The 19,949-nt window shown below is 65.0% G+C and carries 22 protein-coding genes and 1 other RNA gene; 9 read left to right on the forward strand and 14 right to left on the reverse strand.

The window, feature by feature from the left end; genetic code table 11:
* Positions 1-3 precede the first annotated feature (3 nt).
* On the reverse strand, positions 4-687 hold the full coding sequence (locus CEW83_RS18275; protein WP_108950630.1) for a YceH family protein: 684 nt from the start codon (positions 685-687) through the stop codon (positions 4-6).
* A gap of 151 nt (positions 688-838) precedes the next feature.
* Here CEW83_RS18275 and CEW83_RS18280 point away from each other — a divergent pair, with 151 nt between their 5' ends.
* The gene (locus CEW83_RS18280) at positions 839-2,950 is read left to right on the forward strand and encodes a CHASE2 domain-containing protein (protein WP_108950631.1); all 2,112 of its coding nucleotides are present in this window, start codon (positions 839-841) and stop codon (positions 2,948-2,950) included.
* Between the two features lie 72 nt (positions 2,951-3,022).
* Here CEW83_RS18280 and CEW83_RS18285 read toward each other — a convergent pair whose 3' ends face one another.
* Both CEW83_RS18285 and CEW83_RS18290 read right to left on the reverse strand, forming a co-directional pair.
* The gene (locus CEW83_RS18285) at positions 3,023-3,652 is read right to left on the reverse strand and encodes an OmpA family protein (protein ID WP_108950632.1); all 630 of its coding nucleotides are present in this window, start codon (positions 3,650-3,652) and stop codon (positions 3,023-3,025) included.
* On the reverse strand, positions 3,649-4,107 hold the full coding sequence (locus CEW83_RS18290) for a FecR family protein (RefSeq protein WP_108950633.1): 459 nt from the start codon (positions 4,105-4,107) through the stop codon (positions 3,649-3,651). Before CEW83_RS18290 ends, CEW83_RS18285 begins: the two co-directional genes overlap by 4 nt.
* 205 nt (positions 4,108-4,312) lie before the next feature.
* Here CEW83_RS18290 and CEW83_RS18295 point away from each other — a divergent pair, with 205 nt between their 5' ends.
* The 3 genes from CEW83_RS18295 to CEW83_RS18305 all read left to right on the forward strand — a co-directional run bounded on the left by CEW83_RS18295 (position 4,313) and on the right by CEW83_RS18305 (position 7,022).
* Positions 4,313-5,539 (forward strand): glycosyltransferase family 4 protein, encoded by a 1,227-nt coding sequence (locus CEW83_RS18295; protein ID WP_108950634.1) that lies wholly within the window; start codon positions 4,313-4,315, stop codon positions 5,537-5,539.
* Between the two features lie 80 nt (positions 5,540-5,619).
* The gene (locus CEW83_RS18300) at positions 5,620-6,558 is read left to right on the forward strand and encodes a carbohydrate kinase family protein (protein ID WP_108950635.1); all 939 of its coding nucleotides are present in this window, start codon (positions 5,620-5,622) and stop codon (positions 6,556-6,558) included.
* Positions 6,549-7,022: a glycine zipper 2TM domain-containing protein gene (locus tag CEW83_RS18305; RefSeq protein ID WP_108950636.1), complete on the forward strand. Its 474-nt coding sequence runs from the start codon at positions 6,549-6,551 to the stop codon at positions 7,020-7,022. Before CEW83_RS18300 ends, CEW83_RS18305 begins: the two co-directional genes overlap by 10 nt.
* A gap of 16 nt (positions 7,023-7,038) precedes the next feature.
* Here CEW83_RS18305 and CEW83_RS18310 read toward each other — a convergent pair whose 3' ends face one another.
* The 8 genes from CEW83_RS18310 to CEW83_RS18345 all read right to left on the reverse strand — a co-directional run bounded on the left by CEW83_RS18310 (position 7,039) and on the right by CEW83_RS18345 (position 13,442).
* Positions 7,039-7,434, reverse strand: coding sequence for a diacylglycerol kinase (locus tag CEW83_RS18310; protein ID WP_108950637.1), 396 nt, complete (start codon positions 7,432-7,434; stop codon positions 7,039-7,041).
* Between the two features lie 88 nt (positions 7,435-7,522).
* The gene (locus CEW83_RS18315) at positions 7,523-9,016 is read right to left on the reverse strand and encodes a DUF3426 domain-containing protein (RefSeq protein ID WP_159099522.1); all 1,494 of its coding nucleotides are present in this window, start codon (positions 9,014-9,016) and stop codon (positions 7,523-7,525) included.
* 10 nt (positions 9,017-9,026) lie between these two features.
* Positions 9,027-9,911 (reverse strand): 50S ribosomal protein L11 methyltransferase, encoded by an 885-nt coding sequence (prmA, locus tag CEW83_RS18320; RefSeq protein WP_108950639.1) that lies wholly within the window; start codon positions 9,909-9,911, stop codon positions 9,027-9,029.
* A 14-nt stretch (positions 9,912-9,925) separates the two neighbouring features.
* Positions 9,926-11,287 (reverse strand): acetyl-CoA carboxylase biotin carboxylase subunit, encoded by a 1,362-nt coding sequence (gene accC, locus CEW83_RS18325; RefSeq protein ID WP_108950640.1) that lies wholly within the window; start codon positions 11,285-11,287, stop codon positions 9,926-9,928.
* 5 nt (positions 11,288-11,292) lie between these two features.
* The gene (gene accB, locus CEW83_RS18330) at positions 11,293-11,742 is read right to left on the reverse strand and encodes an acetyl-CoA carboxylase biotin carboxyl carrier protein (protein WP_108950641.1); all 450 of its coding nucleotides are present in this window, start codon (positions 11,740-11,742) and stop codon (positions 11,293-11,295) included.
* A gap of 52 nt (positions 11,743-11,794) precedes the next feature.
* A complete protein-coding gene (gene aroQ, locus CEW83_RS18335) occupies positions 11,795-12,292 on the reverse strand; it encodes a type II 3-dehydroquinate dehydratase (RefSeq protein WP_108950642.1) in 498 nt (165 codons plus the stop codon).
* A gap of 54 nt (positions 12,293-12,346) precedes the next feature.
* Positions 12,347-12,904, reverse strand: coding sequence for a TlpA family protein disulfide reductase (locus tag CEW83_RS18340; RefSeq protein WP_108950643.1), 558 nt, complete (start codon positions 12,902-12,904; stop codon positions 12,347-12,349).
* A gap of 4 nt (positions 12,905-12,908) precedes the next feature.
* Complete coding sequence (locus CEW83_RS18345) at positions 12,909-13,442, reverse strand: hypothetical protein (RefSeq protein WP_420094106.1); 534 nt, start codon at positions 13,440-13,442, stop codon at positions 12,909-12,911.
* A 157-nt stretch (positions 13,443-13,599) separates the two neighbouring features.
* Between CEW83_RS18345 and mpl the strand changes: the two genes are divergently transcribed.
* A complete protein-coding gene (gene mpl / locus CEW83_RS18350) occupies positions 13,600-14,949 on the forward strand; it encodes a UDP-N-acetylmuramate:L-alanyl-gamma-D-glutamyl-meso-diaminopimelate ligase (RefSeq protein ID WP_108950645.1) in 1,350 nt (449 codons plus the stop codon).
* 54 nt (positions 14,950-15,003) lie between these two features.
* On the opposite strand, the gene CEW83_RS18355 is transcribed toward mpl, so the two are convergent.
* From CEW83_RS18355 to CEW83_RS18365, 3 genes are all read right to left on the reverse strand, one after another.
* Positions 15,004-15,642, reverse strand: a complete 639-nt coding sequence (locus CEW83_RS18355; protein WP_108950646.1) for a BON domain-containing protein — start codon at positions 15,640-15,642, stop codon at positions 15,004-15,006.
* Positions 15,642-16,235, reverse strand: a complete 594-nt coding sequence (locus CEW83_RS18360; protein WP_108950647.1) for a phosphoheptose isomerase — start codon at positions 16,233-16,235, stop codon at positions 15,642-15,644. The genes CEW83_RS18355 and CEW83_RS18360 overlap by 1 nt, the downstream gene beginning before the upstream one ends.
* A 128-nt stretch (positions 16,236-16,363) precedes the next feature.
* Positions 16,364-16,777: a YraN family protein gene (locus tag CEW83_RS18365; protein ID WP_108950648.1), complete on the reverse strand. Its 414-nt coding sequence runs from the start codon at positions 16,775-16,777 to the stop codon at positions 16,364-16,366.
* On the opposite strand from CEW83_RS18365, the gene rsmI reads away from it, so the two are divergent.
* From rsmI to rnpB, 4 genes are all read left to right on the forward strand, one after another.
* On the forward strand, positions 16,776-17,642 hold the full coding sequence (gene rsmI / locus CEW83_RS18370) for a 16S rRNA (cytidine(1402)-2'-O)-methyltransferase (RefSeq protein WP_108950649.1): 867 nt from the start codon (positions 16,776-16,778) through the stop codon (positions 17,640-17,642). The two genes, CEW83_RS18365 and rsmI, sit on opposite strands and share 2 nt — an antisense overlap.
* Positions 17,643-17,688: 46 nt before the next feature.
* Entirely contained in the window at positions 17,689-18,726 is a 1,038-nt protein-coding gene (gene pyrC / locus CEW83_RS18375; RefSeq protein ID WP_108950650.1) for a dihydroorotase, read from the forward strand.
* Between the two features lie 14 nt (positions 18,727-18,740).
* On the forward strand, positions 18,741-19,181 hold the full coding sequence (locus CEW83_RS18380) for a hypothetical protein (RefSeq protein ID WP_108950651.1): 441 nt from the start codon (positions 18,741-18,743) through the stop codon (positions 19,179-19,181).
* 124 nt (positions 19,182-19,305) lie between these two features.
* Positions 19,306-19,687: RNase P RNA component class A (gene rnpB / locus CEW83_RS18385), an RNA gene on the forward strand.
* Positions 19,688-19,949: the final 262 nt, after the last annotated feature.

Below are 19,949 nucleotides of genomic sequence, written 5' to 3' on the forward strand. Positions count from 1 at the left end.
GGCTTATTCGAACTGGCGGCGGAAATCTGAGAATTCTAGCTTGAGCGCATCGAGCTCTTCGCGCAGACGGCGAACCTCGTCCTCGAGTTCCGCAGACCGTCCCCGTGAGCTGCCGGCGCTCAGCGTTCCGGAGGCCTGGGCCTCGATCGCAGCCTGCAGCAGGGCGTCGCCGCCAAGCAGGTGCATGTGTCGGGTTTCCTTGGTGCCGGGGGCCTTGGGCAGGCTGGCCGCCATGGCCGGGTATTTCTCGGCCAGATGTTCCAGCGCGGCCTCGACGGTGGAAATGTCGTCGAAATGATGCAGGCGCTCACAGCGCGTACGGACTTCGCCGGCCGTCTGTGCGCCGCGCAGCAGCAGCGTGGCAAGGACAGCCTGTTCCGCCGGTGGCAGCGAGTGGCGCAGGCGGACCTGATGCTCGTACTTTGGCACTCTGGCGCTGGCCTGGTCGCGGCGCGTCACCAGGCGACGCTCCATGAGGCTGTCGATGGCGCGCTGCACCTCGGCCTCGCTCAGTGACATCACCGGCTCTCGTGCGGTGAGCTGGTTGCAGCCACTCAGCAGCGCATTCAGCGAAAGCGGATAGGCGTCGGGGGTCACGAAGGCCTTTTCGATCAGGACTCCGAGGACGCGGATCTCGATCGGGTCAAGATCGAAGCCTGCTTCGGTTGCGGTCGGCGAGTTGTCCATGCGTGCTCCGTATAAGGCGGGAGGGGCGATCATAAAGGACGGGGGCGAGACGTGCTCGCCTGTCGTGTGAGCAAGCCGGCGCAGATGGTCCGCAAGGCAGGACGCATGGCGGGGGCAGGCTGCACCCGGCTATCATGCGGAATCTTCCCGGATGAGTGCTGCCGACTTGCGCCCCATTCTGCCGAAATCTGCCGCTCTGCTCCCGTTCGTGGTTCTGCTTGCCGGGCTCGTCCTGATGGTAAGCGAGCCTGCGGTGCTGGTGTCACTGCGCCATGCCGTGTTCGACCACTTTCAGCGCCTGCAGCCGGCGGTGGCGCCGGCAGAGCCCGTGCAGGTGATCGACATTGATGACGAAAGCCTTGCGCGGATCGGGCAATGGCCATGGTCGCGCACCGTGCTCGCCAGGCTCACCCAGCGCCTGAGCGAAGCCGGTGCAAGCGTGATCGGCTTCGACGTGCTGTTTGCCGAGCCCGACCGCACGGCTTTGAGCAGTGACGACGGCCAGCTGCCCGCGCCGCGCACGACCGCATCCGACCAGGTTTTTTCCCACAGTCTCGGCAATGTACCGAGCGTGCTCGGCTTCGCACTCGGGCCGCGCGGTGCGAGCGCGCCGCCCGATGGCCGGCTGTCGCTTTTTGCGGGCGAAGGGCCTGAGGTCTTCGACGGACTCCACCGCTTTGCCGGGGGGCTGTTCCCGCTGTCGGAACTCAGCCTGGGCGCCGGGCTGGGGGCGATCAACTTCGTTCCCGATGCCGATGGTGTGGTCCGACGCTTGCCGCTGGTGCTTGCCCTCGGCGATCGCCAGGTCCCGTCACTGGTGAGCGAGATGCTGCGTCTGGCGCAGGGCGCGTCGGGCTTTGTGCTGCGGGAGGATGCGCTCGCGGGGCGACTGCTGCACATCGGGCTGTTGCGGATCCCGGTGTCAGAGGCTGGGGAACTCTGGATTCATTACGGCCAGTTGCGTCCCGACCGATATCTGCCTGCATGGAAGGTTCTCAATGGGGAAGTCGATCTGGCGGGCCTGCGCGGGCGCCCTGTGCTGATCGGGGCCTCGGCGCAGGCCTTGATGGATCTTCGCTTCAGCCCCCTGGGCGAGGTTGTGCCGGGCGTCGAAGTCCACGCCCAGTCGCTCGAGCAGGTGATGGCAGGGCACTGGCTGCAGCGCCCCGCGAATGCGATGGCGATCGAAGTGCTGGTCCTTTGCCTGGTGGGCGGGCTGGTCGGTGGGCTCGCCCTTCGGGCGCGTGCGCTGATGTCCGCGACAATTGCCGCGCTGCTGTTGCTTGCGCTTGCGTGGGGCGGTTGGCATGCGTATGCGGCACACGGCCTTCTGCTCGATCCCGCGGTGCCGGGCTTGCTGATCGCGCTGATCTTCGTCAGCACCAGCGTGGCGCGCCACATTGCCACTGAGCGACGTCAGCGCTGGGTGCGGCAGGCCTTCGAGCGCTATGTGTCGCCCAACCTTGTCGACTACCTGGTTTCTCACCCGGAAGAGCTCGAGCTCGGCGGTGTGCGACGGGTCTGCAGCTTCGTGTTCACCGACCTCGCCGACTACACCACGTTGGTGGAGAGCCATGATCCGGCGCAGGTCGTGAGTCTGATCAATGCCTATCTTGATGGCCTGATCCGCATTGCGTTCGCGCATCAGGGCACACTCGACCGCATTGTGGGCGATGCGGTCGTGGTGATGTTTTCGGCACCGCTGGTGCAGGCCGATCATGCCAAACGCGCGCTTGCGTGCGCCGGCGAAATGCATGCCTTCGCCAGCGCGTTCGCGCGCGCGCGCGGTGCGGAAGGACTGGTATGGGGGCAGACGCGAATCGGGGTGCATACCGGTGAAGTGATCGTGGGCAACTTCGGCGGCGCCACCATCTTCGATTACTCGGCGCTGGGTGACCCGGTCAATACGGCCTCTCGCCTCGAGGGGGCAAACAAGTACCTCGGCACCTTGGTCTGCGTTTCGCAGGCGACCCTCGACGAATGCCCCGAGGCCCTTGCCCGGCCCGCGGCAAGACTGGTGCTCAAGGGCCGCTCCGGCGCGATCGCAGTGAGCGAACCCCTGTTCGAGGCATCACCGGCCGATGGTACGCGCGATGCCGAGTACGAGGCCGCCTATGCCTTGCTCGCGCTTGGCGCCGACAGCGCACTGGCCGCATTCGAGCGTCTTGCCCTGCAACGCCCTGCCGATGCGCTGGTTGCGCTTCATCTCGGGCGCCTGCGCCAAGGCGAGCGCGGTGACCTGATCGTGCTGACGGAAAAGTGAGGGGCGTGGTGTGGACGGGAGCGCCCGCGTGCCCGCAGGGGGCGGCTGCGTTGCTTTCGCCTTGCGAGGTGTTCAGCGGATGGTCAGTTCGACCCTGCGGTTTCTCGGCTCACTGACGCCGTCGGCGGTCGGCAGAAGCGGATTGCGCTCGCCATGGGAGGCGATTTCGACCGAGACCGCTGCGGTGATTTCCCGGGTCAGCATGTCGCGTACAGCGCGTGCCCGGGTCAGTCCGAGGGCTTCGTTGGCGGCGTCATCGCCGGCGCGGTCGGTGTGACCGACGATGGAGACATCGGGCGCCGGTCGGGTACTCATGATCTTGCGGATGTCGTTGATCTTCGCCTGCGACTCTGGCATCAAGGCAACGCCGACCCCGTCGAAGTAGAGCACGAAGGTTTGCGGCGGCAGAGGCTGTGCGGCCATCGCCGCGCCGAAATCGGCCAGGATCCGGGCAGGATCCACGTCTATCGGGCTCGGGCCGTCTGCATTCAGGGCGAGACCTGCTCCCGCCTTGTCCAGGCTGGCGCTGCGGCCTGCGTGGGTGACGACGACGCTGCCAGTGCGGCCGTCTTCCTGCTCCAGCAGAACCATGTAGGCCTTGGGGGCGCAACCGGTGGCCAGCAGGACGCAGGCGAGGTTCAGGCCAATGCGGCGCAACCGCAGTGCGCACATGTTACGGGTGGTGGATTCCGCGTTCGTCATTCTCCGGCCTTGACCACAAAACGGGTACCGCGCACGCCGATCGTGGCGGAGGGGGTTTCGATGCTCACCGCCTCAGGCTTGAGTTTCGCAATCACCCCGGAAATGAAGTGCAGCGTGCCGTGCAGGAGGCGCGTGGCAAGACGCAGCTCTTCTCGGGCAGGCTCGAAAAGATACGCGTCGATGCTGAGTTCGCTGTTGGGGCCAAGGGACAGCATGGTGTTGTCCTTGAGCGTGAGGCCGACGCTGCCGTCCGCTGCCGTACGAAGGCGATCGCCGACCCTCACCGGGGTGCCGACTGCAGCCGCAGCGGGTTTTTCCGCGCTCATCAGGAGCACGGCACCGGAGTTCGTCTTGACGTAGCCGACAACAGGGCTTTCGTCCGCCTGCACGTTGAGGCTGAACAGGCAGAGCAGCGTGAGAAGGAAATGGCCGAACGGATTCAATGTGGCGCTCATGGCTTCATGGGTATGTGCTGGTTTTACCGCTTGTGGGTTTGCGGTGCAACATGCAGATGCTGAATTGTATGCCTGTTGTCATGAGTCGGAGGTGTCCGCATGCGCTGTTGCGTGCTGTCGTGAAATGCTGTGCTGAGCGAACGTTCATCCAGTCTTCATCCCACGGTCACGTCTCTGTCGTCTGCGATGTTCAGCATTCGCGCTCATGGACGCGCCGCTCTCCCTCCAGCATCTTGCTCACGCCGCACGCCAGTTGCGTATTGCGGTCGTGACCGAAACCTACCCGCCCGAAGTCAATGGGGTGGCGATGACGACAGGCCGGGTGGTCGATGGCCTCCTCCGTCTTGGGCATCGCGTACAACTGGTCCGGCCCCGCCAGGGTGTCGGAGACCACGCAGCAAGCGGCGAGGGCTTTGAGGAGGTGTTGTCGCGAGGCTTGCCGATTCCCAGGTACAACCACCTCAAGATGGGGCTGCCAGCCCGCAGCGCCTTGCTGCGCATGTGGTCCTTGCGGCGACCGGACGTGGTCCAGGTGGTCACGGAGGGTCCGCTGGGGTGGTCGGCGGTCGCGGCTGCGCGCAAACTCCGACTGCCGGTGATCACCGAGTTTCACACCAACTTTCACAGCTATAGCCGCTATTACGGCATGGGCTGGCTGAAGCAGCCGGTCGAGGCCTACCTGCGACGTTTCCACAACAAGGGAGCGCGTTGCCTGGCCCCGACTGCAGAGCTGGCCGGGCAGTTGATGAATCGTGGCATCCGCCGCGTGGATGTCGTGGCGCGTGGGGTCGACACCCGGCTCTTTTCGCCCCAGCGCCGCGATCCCGCGTTGCGGGCCGCGTGGGGGGCGAGCGATACGACTTTGGTGCTGGTCGTGGTGGGGCGGGTTGCGCCAGAAAAGAACCTCGGGTTGGCCGTGCGTGCATTTGAGGCACTGCGCGGCAGCGTGTCCGACGTGCGACTGCTGTTCGTGGGCGACGGTCCGGCACGCGCCGGGCTGCAGTCGGGGGATGATGGCCTGGTGTTTGCCGGCATGCGGACCGGCGAGGATCTGGCGGCCCACTATGCATCGGCAGACCTGTTCCTGATGCCGAGCGTGACGGAGACCTTCGGCAACGTGACGACCGAGGCACTCGCCAGCGGCTTGCCGGTCATCGGTTTCGACTATGCCGCTGCGGCCGAGCGCGTGCAGACGGGGCATAACGGCTGGCTGGCTGCGCTGGGCGACGAGCCGGCTTTTGTGGACGCGGTGCTGCGCGTTGCTGGCGATGGCGCGCTACGGCAGCGCCTGGCGGCGAACGCACGCGCGAGCGTGAGCGATGCGGACTGGGGGGCGATCGCGCGTCAGCTGGCAGCGGTGATGGAAGAGGTGGTGGAGGCGCATGAGGCACGCATGACGTCCGATGCGAAGGTCGCCGGTCTGGCCGGTTGATCGCCGTGCGCTGAGTGCAGCCGTGTCCGCTTTCCGGGGGCAGCCTATAATTGCGGTCTTTACTCAATTACAGGCCTGCCATGTCCATCCTCGTCTGCGGTTCGATGGCTTACGACACCATCATGGTGTTTCATGACCGTTTCAAGAACCACATCCTGCCCGAGCAGATCCACATACTGAACGTGTCCTTCCTGGTGCCGGATCTGCGTCGCGAGTTCGGTGGCTGTGCCGGCAATATCGCTTACAACCTGCGACTGCTCGGTGACGATCCGCTGATCATGGCCACGGTTGGTGACGACGTGGCGCCCTATCGGGAGCGCCTTGAGTCGCTCGGGCTGCGACAGGATCATGTGCTCCACGTTCCGGGCACCTATACCGCGCAAGCCTTCATCACCACCGACACCGACGACAACCAGATCACGGCCTTCCATCCCGGCGCGATGATGCACTCGCACCTCAACCGGGTGCAGGATGCCGCGGACGCGACGCTGGGCATTGTGGCGCCTGATGGCCGTGACGGCATGCTGCGTCACGTCAATGGATTTTCCGAGGCGGGTGTGCCTTTCATCTTCGATCCCGGCCAGGCGTTGCCCATCCTCTCCGGCGACGAGTTGCTGCACTGTCTGAAACTGGCGCGCTATTGCACGGTCAATGACTATGAGGCCCGCCTGATGTGTGACAAGACCGGCCGCACGCTTGAGCAGCTTGCCGCCGAGGTGGATGCACTGGTGGTGACCCTGGGAGCGGACGGATCGGAGATCCATGCCGGCGGCGAGTGCATCCGGATTCCGGTGGTCAAGGTGAATGACATCGTGGACCCCACCGGTTGCGGTGATGCCTATCGTGCAGGGCTGCTGTATGGCTTGTCCCAGGCTTGGGACTGGAGCCGGACCGGGCGTCTTGCAGCGGTCATGGGCGCGATCAAGATCGGTCATCGCGGGGGGCAGAACCACAGCCCGTCGCGTAACGAAATTGCCGCGATGTACAAGTCGGCTTTTGGAGAGACTTTATGGACTTGAGCAACGGAAAGAAGCTGCGCGCCGTGTGCGGCGCATTGCTTGCGGGCTTGCTGATTACCGGCTGCGCTTCGGGCTTGGGCGGCGGGACGTATTCCCGCGGCGAAGCCCGGCGCACCATGGTCGTGCAGTTCGGCTCGGTGGAGTCGGTACGGGCGGTGCAGCTTGAAGGCACCAAGAGCCCGGTCGGCACCGTGGCCGGTGCGGCGGTGGGCGGCATTGCCGGCAGCTCGGTCGGTGGCGGCCGGGGAGCCTCGATCGCAACCGTGCTCGGCGCGGTGGCCGGCGGTCTGGCCGGTTCGGCGCTCGAGGAAGGCGTGACGCGCGAACAAGGCGTGGAAGTGACGGTGCGTCTCGATAACGGCCAGTACCTGGCCGTTGTGCAGGAAGACCAGGGCGAAAACTTCATGCCCGGTCAGCGCGTGCGCATCCTGCGTGATGGCGGGACGACCCGCGTAACCCGCTGATCTTGCCCGCGGCGGTTCAGCCGAACAGCACCAGCGCCCAGACCGCCGCGAGGTTGATCAGCGCGATGAGGACGGCGGCGCTGCCAATGTCCTTTGCCCGTTTGGCGAGCTGGTGACGCTCAAGAGACACCCGGTCCACGGTTGCTTCGATCGCAGAGTTCAGCAGCTCAACCACCAGCACCAGCAAGGTGCTGCCAATGAGGAGTGCCTTGCCGATGCCGTTCGTGGGCACGAAGAATGCGGCCGGAATCAGGATGGCTGCCAGCAGGCACTCCTGGCGAAAGGCGTCTTCATGCAGGATGGCGGCGCGCAGGCCTGCGAGCGAATAGCGCAGTGCGTTCCAGATTCGGATCAGGCCCGTCTTGCCCTTGAAGGGGCTTTCGGCATGCGGTGTATTTTCAGGGGCGCTCATGGTTTCGCTTCGGGAAGCATCGGTGGCGACGGCAGTGTGGCACGGCGTGATGACTGCGCCGTGACTTGGTCAAGCGGCGTCGCCGGGATCAGGGATAGAAGACATACACTCGGTAGCCCGTCGGTGCGACGGCTGTCACGTCGAAGGCCAGCCGCACCACGGCGTCGCCGCGCGGCGCGAACCCGGCCTCGATGCGGCCGCTGGCGACCCATTCAGCCGGGCTGAACACCTTGCGCACCAGTGCCGCGTCATTCGCGTCGGTAAGGGTGAGTTCGAGATGTGGCCAGGCCTGCAGGAAGTCGGCCCGGTTCTTCACCGTCGCATGCAGCACGAAGCGGCCGGGACGGCCGGGTTCCGATTGCAGGTCGGAGGTGTCGATCGAGATCTGTGCCGCTTCGCGTGGCAGGGGCATTGTGCAGCCGAGGCGTTCGCAGGCGGTGACCAGCAGTGGCCTCAGCCCGGGGAGCGCGCGCGCCACGTCCTGTCGAAACAGGTAGATCGCCTGCACTGCGAGGATGCCCGCAAGCAGGCCGACCGCCAGCCCCCAAAGTGTTCGCCTGAGGCCGCTTGCCTGCGGCGGCTTGCCATACGTTGCGTCGAGGTGCTGGTTGTCGAGTGCAGGTGCATCCGGCACGTCCGGATCGGTGTCGACTTCGTTGTCGACTCGATGGCGCTCGAACTCGGTGAGCGGGACGCGCTCATCAATGTCCGGCTGCTTGGTGAGGGGGGCGTCGGTGTGGTCCGGCATCCCGGGTTCGACACGTGTGTCGGCGCTCGAGCGGCGCTCGGCACGAATCACGTCGGGAAGCGTGAAAGCGGCGGCAGGGGGCTCGATGCCAGATGCGATGCCTGCTTCCGGGGTTTGTCTCCAATCGACATTCGAGCCCGGTTTTTGCTCATCGTCGTCGTAATGACGCTCAAGCTCGGGAAAGGCCGCCATGCCCGGGCCGGATGCTGCACGGGGCTCGTCCTCGTGCGGTGGCAGTTGCAGGCTGTTGCTGTCGGGCTCGAAGAAGCTCGAGAAGTCGATCTCGTCGAGACGCGGCTCGGTGCGCTCCGGCGGCCGGGGGGGCTGGTCCGCGCCGACGATGTCGTCAGGGATGTCAAAGTCGAGGTTGCTGAGCAAAGCCGGGGCGTGCTCGGACTGGGCCTCGGCTGGCTGTGTGTCGGGCGTCCCGGCGCCGTTCGCGGTGTCGGCGTCATCGCTGGCTGCAGCATCCGGGGCTGTTTCCGGCTCGCTTGTGAATGGCTCGTTGCCTGTCGTGGGTTCGGCGCCTTCCGGCGGCGGATCGACGGGCTCGGGGTTCATGCTCGCAGGCGCGAATGTTTCAGGTTCGTCGGCTGTGGGGTGCTCAGCTTCTGCCGCGGGCTCTTGGGGCATCGGCGCGAGCGGCGGTTCGTTTTCAGTTGCCGGCTCTGCCGCGGGCGCCGGCTGGGGCGAGGTGGGGTCTGCGATGAGCTGATCAAGTGCGTTGAACGGATTGAAGCAGTGTCCGCATCGCACTTCGCCGTGGCGCGCGCGCAGCTGCTCGGCACGCAGCCGGAAAACGGTCTGGCACGCCGGGCAGCGGGTCAGCATCATCGTCGGGCGCTCAGCGCCGGCCTTCCAGTCTGACCCAGCCATCGCTGGCGGCACCAACCTCAAGGGCGACATAGGGTGCCCAGGCGTCGATGACCTGCTCTGACTGTTGCTCGAGTACGCCCGACAGCGCAACCCGCCCGCCCGGCGCGACCCGCGCAGCGATGGCGGGAGCGAGGACGCACAGGGGATTGGTCAGAATGTTGGCGACGACGATGTCGAAGGTTTCGCTCAGGGCGATGCCCGAGTGCTGCAGCCGCATGGCGACCGCATTGCGCTGTGCGTTGTCGCGAGCAGCCTCGACCGCTTTTTCGTCAATGTCTACGCCGAGTACATCCCCTGCGCCCAGCCGAACGGCAGCGATGCCGAGGATGCCTGAGCCGCAGCCATAGTCGAGCACCGACTGGCCGGGCTGGACTGCATCGCACAGCCACTCCAGGCAGAGCCGGGTCGTCGGGTGTGAGCCCGTGCCGAAGGCCATGCCAGGGTCGAGTTCGATGTTGATCGCGTCGCTGTCCGGTGCGGTGTGCCAGGAAGGGACGATCCACAGGCGCTCGGTGATCCGGATAGGGTCGAACTGGCTCTGGGTCAGCTGCACCCAGTTCTGCTCTTCCACGGCTTCCGTCGTATAGGGTGGAACAGCGTCGAGTCCGACGGCCTTCGATGCTTCGGCGAGCACGGTCTCGAACGCGGCATCGCGGTCGAACAGGGCAATCACCCGGCTGTGATCCCACAAGCTGGTGGGCAGGTGTCCGGGTTCGCCGAACTGGGGTGTCTCCGCCTCAGTGCCGGCGTCCGCGTCCTCAATGGAGACCGACAGGGCGCCGGCCTCCATCAGGGCGTCGGAGAGTGCTTCTGCCTTGTTGGCATCTGCCTGCAGGGTGACCGAAGTCCACATTGTTGTTGTCGTGCTCAGCTGGACTTGACTTCGCCACGGTCGGCGAGTTTGTGCTCAAGGTAATGAATACTGGTGCCGCCTTCGACGAAACGGGCATCGAGCATCAGTTCCTGGTGCAGCGCGATATTGGTCTTGATGCCGCCGACCGCCATCTCCGACAGCGCGATGCGCATGCGGCGAATCGCCTGCTCGCGGGTGTCGCCGTACGAGATCAGCTTGCCGATCATCGAGTCGTAATGCGGAGGAACGGTGTAGCCGTTGTAGACATGCGAATCAACGCGGATGCCGGGGCCGCCGGGGGTGTGCCAGTTCGTGATCTTGCCCGGCGAGGGGGTGAACTTGAACGGGTCTTCGGCGTTGATGCGGCATTCGATCGAGTGGCCGCGGAACTCGATGTCACGCTGACGGAACCAGAGTTTCTCGCCGGCAGCGACACGGATCTGGGCCTGAACGATATCCACGCCGGTAATCATCTCGGTGACCGGATGCTCGACCTGGACGCGGGTGTTCATCTCGATGAAGTAGAACTCACCGTTCTCGTACAGGAACTCGAAGGTGCCGGCGCCGCGGTAGCCGATCTTGCGGCAGGCTTCGGCGCAGCGCTCGCCGATCTTGGCGATCAGCTTGCGATCGATGCCTGGTGCCGGTGCCTCTTCGATCACCTTCTGGTGACGGCGCTGCATCGAGCAGTCGCGCTCACCCAGGTAGACCGCATTGCCGTGCTGGTCGGCCATGATCTGGATTTCCACATGGCGCGGGTTCTCGAGGAACTTTTCCATGTAGACCACCGGGTTGCTGAACGCAGCCTGGGCTTCGGCGCGCGTCGTCGTGACCGCGTTGAGCAGTGCTGCCTCGGTATGCACGACGCGCATGCCGCGACCGCCGCCGCCGCCCGCAGCCTTGATGATGACCGGGTAGCCGACCGCACGGCCGATCTTGACGATTTCCTTGGGGTCTTCCGGCAGCGCGCCGTCGGAGCCGGGAACACAGGGCACGCCAGCGACCTTCATCGCATCCTTGGCCGAAACCTTGTCACCCATCAGGCGGATGGTCTCGGGGCGCGGGCCGATGAAGACAAAGCCGGACTGCTCGACGCGTTCGGCAAAGTCAGCGTTCTCGGACAGGAAGCCATAACCGGGGTGGATGGCTTCGGAGTCGGTCACTTCCGCTGCGGAGATGATGGCCGGCACGTTGAGGTAGCTCAGGCCGGACGGTGCGGGGCCGATGCAGACCGATTCGTCCGCCAGCTTCACGTACTTGGCTTCGGTGTCGGCCTCGGAGTGCACGGCGACGGTCTTGACGCCGAGTTCGCGGCAGGCGCGCAGCACCCGCAGTGCGATCTCGCCGCGGTTCGCGATCAGGATCTTTTCGAACATGGCGTTCAGCCGATCACGAACAGGGGCTGGCCGTATTCGACCGGCTGGCCGTTCTCGACCAGCACCGCCTTGACGGTGCCGCTCACTTCACACTCGATCTCGTTCATCAGCTTCATCGCTTCGATGATGCACAGACGGTCACCTTCGTTGATGCTCTGACCGACCTCGGCCAGGGGCTTGGCGCCGGGTGCCGAAGCGCGGTAGAAGGTGCCGACCATCGGCGACTTGATCACGTGGCCATCGGGCAGGGCGTCTGCGTCTGGTTCGCTTGCAACCGCGACGGCCACTGGGGCTGCGGCTGCGGCTTGGGCGGGCGCCTGCATGTAGGCAACCTGAGGGGCAGCTGCGAGGTGCTTGGCGATACGCACCTTTTCCTCGCCCTCGGTGACTTCGAGTTCCGAAATGCCCGATTCCTGGACGAGGTCGATCAGTTTCTTGAGCTTGCGCAGATCCATGCTGTTCTCCGTACGTAACGACGCCGCGGCTGGCGGTCGCCGTCGTGGATGGCTAGTTGTTGTGTTCCCGCAGACGGGTGAGTGCGAATTCGAGTGCGGCGAGATAGCCGTAGGCGCCCAGACCGCAGACGACTCCGACTGCCCGGTCCGAAAAATACGAGTGCTGACGGAACGGTTCGCGAGCGTGGACGTTGGACAGGTGAACTTCCACGTACGGAATCTGTACCGCAGCCAGTGCGTCGCGCAGTGCGACACTGGTGTGGGTGTAAGCGGCCGGGTTGATGATGATGAAGGCGACGCCTTCGCTTGCCGCAGCCTGCACCCGATCGATCAGCTGGCCTTCGTGGTTGCTCTGGAAGGATTCGAGCAATACGCTGTCCGCACGAGCGCGCGACTCCATGGCAGCATGGATGTCGGATAGTGTGGTTTTGCCGTAGATATCGGGTTCGCGACTGCCGAGCAGGTTCAGATTCGGGCCATGAAGGACCAGTATTCGAGCTTGCGGCGGCGGGGGCGATTCGGCTTGTTGGCTGCGTTTTGAGCGCGTCATGGCGGCAAGTTTGCCGTAATTGACGACAACTTGTCCAGTACGGTCTGCTCTGGATCAGGACTTGTCGTCGATCAGCGGGCGAATTTTGCGCTCGAGTTCGTCCTGATTCAAGGTCCCGACCTTGACATGGCGCGCGACGCCCTGACGGTCGATGATCACCGTGAATGGCAAGCCCTGTGCTGCATTGCCGAATCCCGGGCCCAGTGCGAGCACATCTGCCGATGCGATCAGCAGCGGGTAGGGCACATCAAATTCGGCCTTGAAGGCCTTTACCTTGTCGAGCGAGTCGATACTGAGCCCGACGAACTGCACCGGCGCATCACCGAAGCTGCGACTGGCTGCGGAGAAGTCCGGGATCTCGCGGCGGCAGGGTGGGCACCAGGTTGCCCAGAAGTTGGCCACGATGACCTTGCCCCGCCATTGCGCCAGCGGCTGCATGTGACCCTCGGTGTCCGGGAGCGCCAGCGCCAGCAGTGCTTCGGTGGTGCCTGCCGATGCAGTGGATGTGGTGGAGGATCCGGCCGAGTCGCCGATCTGGCTCGTGAAGTAGCCGGCGATGCCGGCAATGCCTGCGACTGCAGCGATCAGGCCGTACTGGAGGTATCGGTTCATGAGCTCATTCCGCGGCTGCGGCGTTGTTCAGGAGGGCTTCGACCTGCGCCAGCCGGGCGCGTTCCTGATGCGGGCGGCGGCCGTTGCGTTCGGCGCCGGCGCCGTAAATGGACAGCCTGACCGGGACGTCGTCCCAGTCGAGACTGAGGACGACTTCGGGTGCGCCGGGCGCGGGGCGCCTCGGTTCCCGGTGCTCGTAGGCCAGGTCCTGGTTGAGGAAGAAGATCTCCACTTCCTTCGCGCTCTCCGGGTAGAGCTCGATCTCCAGTTCGGAGTAGCGGCCCGCAGTGCCGTCGAGGGCGCCACCGGTCAGGTAGGGGCGGAAATCGGCCAGCAACTGCATGATTTCCACCGCTGCCGAGCGCATGGCTTCGAGTCGTTCGGCCTGCTCGTCGTCCTGGTACAGCGCCTGCCAGACTCGCAGTTCGGCCTCGATCTCGGCGTTGTTCGGAAGCGACTCGGAAACGCTTGCGCCGAGTTGCTTGGCGGCCTTGCGCTTGGCGAAGCCGTAGTCGCTGATCCCGTCCTCGGCCATCATGCGGGCGGCCAGTGCGGCGATTTCTCGGCGAAGGGTGCCGATTTTCGGGAAGTTGGCGTTTGCTGGCATGGATGCTGTGGGCTCGGTGCCATCGGGTAGAATGCGGCCCATTCTACACGGGCGGGTTTCATTCGTTTCGCGCTCTTCCGGAGTCTTCATGCATATCCATATTCTCGGCATCTGCGGCACCTTCATGGGCGGGGTGGCGCTGCTTGCCCGTGCCGCCGGTCATCGGGTCACCGGTTGCGATGCCAACGTCTATCCGCCGATGAGCACTCAGCTCGAAGAGCAGGGCATTGAACTCACCGAGGGCTTTGATCCGGCGCAACTCGCGCTCGAACCTGACGTGTTCGTGGTCGGTAACGCCATTTCGCGCGGCAATCCGCTGCTTGAGGCGATTCTCGATCGTGGCCTGCCCTATGTGTCGGGGCCGCAGTGGCTGGCGGAGCATGTGCTCGCGGGGCGCTGGGTGCTCGGTGTGGCGGGCACGCATGGGAAGACGACCACGACCTCGCTGCTGGCATGGATCCTCGAGGATGCCGGGCTCAATCCCGGCTTTCTGGTCGGCGGCGTGCCGCAGAACTTCGGGCTGTCCGCGCGGCTGACCGAATCGCCCTTCTTCGTGATCGAGGCCGACGAATACGACACCGCTTTCTGCGACAAGCGTTCCAAGTTTGTGCACTACCGCCCGCGGACCGCGATTCTCAACAATCTCGAATTCGATCACGCCGACATCTTCGCCGATCTGCCTGCGATCGAAACGCAGTTTCATCACCTGGTCCGCACGCTGCCGGCGAGTGGCCGGATCATTGCCAATGGCGCTGAGGCGGCACTGCACAGGGTGATCGAGCGTGGTTGCTGGTCGGAACTCGAGTGGTTCAATACCGCAGAGGGCTGGTCTGCGGGTGTCGGCGCGTCCGACGCCGAGGCAGTGTTCTCGCTGGCAGGGCGTGAGCTCGGGCGGGTTGAACTGCCTCTGGCGGGCAGTCACAACCGCGACAACGCCCTCGCGGCCATTGCCGCAGCCCGTCATGTCGGGGTGACGCCGGCGCAGTCAATCGCCAGTCTGGCGAAGTTTGCGGGCATCAAGCGCCGGCTGGAGGTTCGGGGCGTGGTGGAAGGCGTCACCGTGTATGACGACTTTGCACATCATCCGACGGCGATCGCACTGACCGTCGAAGGCCTGCGGCGGCGTCACCCCGAAGGGCGCATTCTCGCCGTTCTTGAGCCGCGCTCGAACACGATGAAGCTGGGGGTGATGAAGGATCAGTTGCCGCGCAGCCTGGCGCATGCAGACCGTGTGTTCTGCTATACCCGTGGTCTGGGCTGGGATGCCGCTGGCGCCCTGGCGCCGCTGGGAGCAGTGGCGGCCTGCCATGACGATCTGGATGCGCTGGTGGCCGATGTGGTGCGCGCAGTACAGCCCGGTGACCACGTGCTGGTCATGAGCAACGGCGGATTTGGCGGTGTGCACCAGAAGCTGCTCACGGCGCTTGTGCGCGCCTGAGGTGCGCGGGCGGCTGGACGACTCCGGCGGAGGCGTCCAGCGCGCGGCGGATGTTTACTGTTTCGACTTGCTGCCGGCGGGCGCGTCCAGGCGACGTGCCTCGTCGTCGCTGATGTAGTCGAACACCCGCACGACCTTGCGCACGCCCTGGCTGGTGCTTGCGATGGCGCTGGCCGCGTCGGCCTCGGCGCGCGTCACCAGTCCCATCAGGAAGACGACGTTGGCCTCGGTGACGACCTTCACGTGGTTGGCGGAGAAATGCTGGCCATCCACGAAACGGGCCTTGACGTTGGAGGTGATCAGGCTGTCGTTGGCGCGAGCGCTCATTGACGACGCCGGGCCGATCGCGAGCTCGTTGATGATCCCGCGCACGTTCTCCACGCCGGCGATGATGCGCTCGGCTTCCGCGCGTACGGTTTCGTTCTGCACCTCACCGGTGAGCAGTACGTTGCGGTTGTAGGACGTGACATTGATGTGGTTGATGGTGCCGAACTGCTCGCGCAGGCGGCTGGCTGCCTTCCACTCGATGCCTTCGTCTTCTACGTAGACGCCGGAGCTGCGACGGTCGGCGATCATCATGGCGCCGGCGCCGACGCCGGTGGCCACGACCGGGAAGCAGCCTTGCAGCAAGGGCAGGGTGCCGGCGGCGCAAAGGCCGAGAAGCAGTTTGCGGCGGGTATGGGATGGGGTCATCAGTCTTCCACTCCTAATAGCAGACAATCGATGCCGTCGCACAGGCAGTGCAGGACGAGCAGGTGGACTTCCTGGATGCGCGCGGTGCGATCGGCCGGCACGCACAGATGAATGTCGTCGTCGCCGAGCAGGGCGGCAATCGAGCCGCCGCCCTTGCCGGTCAGGGCAATGACGCGCATTTCGCGTTCGTGTGCTGCGTTGATGGCGTCGATGACGTTCGGCGAATTGCCGCTGGTCGAAATCGCCAGCAGGACGTCGCCCGGTTGTCCCAGTGCGCGAACCTGCTTGGAAAAGATCTGTACGAAGTCGTAGTCGTTGCCGATCGAGGTCAGGGTGGAACTGTCGGTGGTCAGTGCCACCGCCGCCAATGGCGGGCGCTCCATCTCGAAGCGGTTGACCAGTTCGGCTGCGAAGTGCTGGGCGTCGGCTGCCGATCCGCCGTTGCCGCAGGCTAGGATCTTGCCGTTGTTGATCAGGCAGCCGGTCATGGCCTCCACGGCCTGCGCAATGGGTGCAGCCATCCACTCGATCGAGGCGAGCTTGGTCTGCGCGCTGTCCTCGAAGTGGCGGGAAATTCTGTCAATCAGGTCCATGTCTCGATCGGGGTCATGCCTTGGGGGTTGAAGTCTAGCACGCACTTTCAGGTGCCGACTGCTGCCAAGCATGGCGGCAAGCGCGCCTTTGCGCACGCGGTTTTACATGGGCTTACCGGAGGTTGCGATCAGTCTGCGTCGAACGCAGCCCTGATCCAGTTGAGGTGGTTTGCGTCGGGGGCATCGAACAGGATGGCGTCGAAGCGGCACGGGCGCTTGGCGTGGCCGCGGCCGTCGCCGCTCAGCCACCAGCGCGCGGCATGCACGACGCGCCTTTGCTTCTCTGCGGTGATGCTCGCTGCAGCGCCGCCGAAGCGTGAATTGCCGCGCAGGCGCACTTCGACGAAGACAAGTGTGCCGTGCTCGAGCCCGATCAGGTCGACCTCGCCGCCGCGGCAGCGCACGTTGCGCGCGAGGATCTGCAGGCCGTTGCGCTCGAGGTGCGCTGCTGCGAGATCTTCGGCAATTTTCCCGCGCGCTTGCGCCGGAGTCGCCCGCGCGCCGACAATCGATGTCCTGCCCCCTTCTGCTGACTTCTTCATGACCGACTCTTCTGCAAGGCTCCTTTCCAGGACGCCGTCATTATATGTAGTGGCGACGCCGCTGGGAAATCTGGGTGACATATCCGCGCGGGCTCAGGGAATCCTGGCTGCGGTCGATGTCATTGCGGCCGAAGATACCCGCCATAGCCAGCGCTTGATGGAGGCGTGCGGCGTTCGTACCCGGCTGGTTGCCCTGCATCAGCACAACGAGCAGCGCGCGGCCGGGCAACTGGTGGAGTGGCTGGCGGCCGGGCAGCATGTGGCGCTCATCACCGATGCGGGCACGCCTGCGGTGTCGGACCCGGGGGCGAAGGCAGTGGCCCGGGTGCGGGAGGCAGGGTATCCGGTGGTGCCGGTTCCCGGTGCCTGTGCCGCGATCGCGGCGCTGTCGGTGTCCGGGTTTGCGGAGGGCGGTTTTCGCTTCGTCGGATTCCTGTCACCCAAGTCCGGCGCCCGTCGTGCATCGCTGGCGGCGCTGGTGGAGGATCGCGACGCCCTGGTGTTCTACGAGGCGCCCCATCGGGTGCTTGAGTGCGTCACCGACATGGCCGCAGTGTTCGGGCCTGCACGCGAGATTCTGGTGGCGCGCGAGATGACGAAGCTGCACGAGGAGATCGTGCGCATGCCGCTGGGCGAGGCCGTCGCCTGGTTCGAAGCGGACAGCAACCGGGTGCGCGGCGAGTTCGTGCTGGTGGTCGATGGCGCGCCTGAGCAGGAAGGCCTGGGGGTGGAGGCCGAGCGCGTGCTCGACCTGCTGCTTGGCGAATTGCCGGTAAAGACGGCCGCGCGGATCGCGGCCGAGATCACCGGGGCACCCAAGAATGCGCTTTATGCGCGGGCGCTGGCACTCAAGGACGCCGACTGAGGCTCTGCCCGCTTATAATCCTCACAAACGATCACAGAGCGAAGCGATGCACACGATTACCCTGACCCGCCCGGATGACTGGCATCTGCATGTCCGCGACGGCGATGCGCTTGCCACCGTTGTGCCCCACACTGCGCAACGCTTCGGCCGCGCCCTGATCATGCCGAACCTGCGTCCTCCGGTCACCACGACGGAACAGGCGCTGGCCTATCGCGATCGGATCCTCGCGGCCGTGCCGCAGGGCGTGCGTTTCGAGCCTCTGATGAGCCTGTATCTCACGGACAACATGCCGCCTGACGAGATCGACAGGGCCAAGGCCAGTGGTGCGATCGTGGCAGCGAAGCTCTATCCCGCGGGGGCGACCACCAATTCCGATGCAGGTGTGACCTCGGTCGACAAGATCTATCCCGTGCTCGAGCGCATGGAAGCGTGCGGCATGGTGCTGTGCGTGCATGGCGAGGTGACCGCCGGCGATGTCGACGTCTTCGATCGCGAACGTGTCTTCATCGAGCGCGTGCTGTCGCCGGTGGTGCGGCGTTTCCCCGGGCTGAAGGTGGTGTTCGAGCACATCACGACAGCCGAGGCCGCGCAGTTCGTGCGTGCGGCCGGGGCGCACGTCGGCGCGACAGTGACCGCACATCACCTGTTGCTCAACCGGAATGCCATCTTTGCCGGCGGCATCCGTCCGCATCACTACTGCCTTCCGGTGCTCAAGCGCGAAACGCATCGTCAGGCGCTCGTCGAAGCGGTGGCTTCGGGCAATCCGCGCTTCTTCCTCGGCACCGACTCCGCACCCCATGCGCGCAGCGCCAAGGAGTCTGCATGTGGGTGCGCTGGCTGTTACACCGCCCATGCGGGCATCGAACTGTATGCGGAAGTCTTTGAGGCTGCCGGAGCGCTCGACCGGCTTGAGGCCTTCGCGAGTCTGAACGGACCTGCGTTCTACGGCCTCAAGCCGAACCCCGAGCGCATCACGCTGCAGCGTGAGACCTGGCAGGTGCCTGAGTCCTACGGCTATCTCGGTGCGGATCCTCTGGTTCCGCTGCGCGCGGGAGAGTCCGTGGCGTGGAAGCTGGTGCCCTGAGGAGGTCTGGCCCGATGTCCTTCCCACGTCTGCGCTGTGTTGCCCTGCTTGCCTTGGCTCCGTTGCTGGCGGCTTGCGAGAACAGTGCCGTTGCCTATTCGATCGAAGGCAAGGAGCACGCGCTGACCCTGCTGCGCGAGCAGCCCTATTTCTGGAGTGACGAGGTCACGCAATACATCGTTGCGGCGCGTCTGCCGCAATGCCAGAAGAAGGTGCGCATTCATCCCGGCCGAACGGCGATGACCGATATCGAAGTCTTCGACGCGGGTTACCAGATGTGGGCGCTGCATCAGGGTGCCCGCTGGTATCTGGCCAGTACGGAAACATGTCAGGTGCAGGACTGGGACAACGCCGGCGATGCGCCGCCGGGCGCGCTTGTGGGACGCTTCCGCCTCAGGGATGGTGTGTCGGCATTCGAGGCCGCGCCCACAGTCGCGCCCGCTGCGGGCGGGTGAGGCTGCTGCGGAGTTGCGGCTTTCGCGGTGAGTGTCTGACGCTGGCCCGTGCGCCGGATCTGCCGCACAGCTTGTTTTGCCGATGGCACGCCCGGGGCGGGGTGTTCACGTATAATCCGCCCGGGAAGTTCGCCAGGCAGTCGCTGTGCACCTCAGGGTGCGTGGAGGAAAGTCCGGGCCCCGCAGAGCAGGATGCCGGCTAACGGCCGGGCGTCGTGAGGCGACGGAAAGTGCAACAGAGAGCAGACCGCCGATGGCTTTCGCAAGAAAGATCAGGTAAGGGTGAAAGGGTGGGGTAAGAGCCCACCGCAGGACTGGCAACAGGACTGGCACGGTAAACCCCATCCGGGGCAAGGCCAAATAGGGGAGTAATGGCGTGGCTCGCGTCGCTCCCGGGTAGGCTGCTAGAGCTTCACGGTAACGTGTCGCCCAGAGGAATGACTGCCCGATGGTCCGGTTTGCGCTGGATCGTTCGACAGAACCCGGCTTATCGGCGAACTTCCCAATTTCGTTTCATTCCGAGTTCAGCGGCTGCTGCACATCAGCGCCGAAGTGGCGACATGCCGTCATCCGGCAGTCATTTTTCGTCCGCGTCCTGCGGAATTTCCCACTTCGCCCCACCCCGGTCAGACCCACTTTCGCTGTTCATGCGCTCTTGCATGAAGCTGCGCTATTTGCCTTGATTTAACAGGGATTATTCGAGCTTGCCCGCTTTGACTTAAGTCATTGTGTAGCAAAGAGTTTCCCTCTTTCGTCGGCTTGACCGGG

It is taken from the genome of Parazoarcus communis, assembly GCF_003111645.1.
Taxonomy (GTDB): Bacteria; Pseudomonadota; Gammaproteobacteria; order Burkholderiales; family Rhodocyclaceae; genus Parazoarcus; species Parazoarcus communis_A.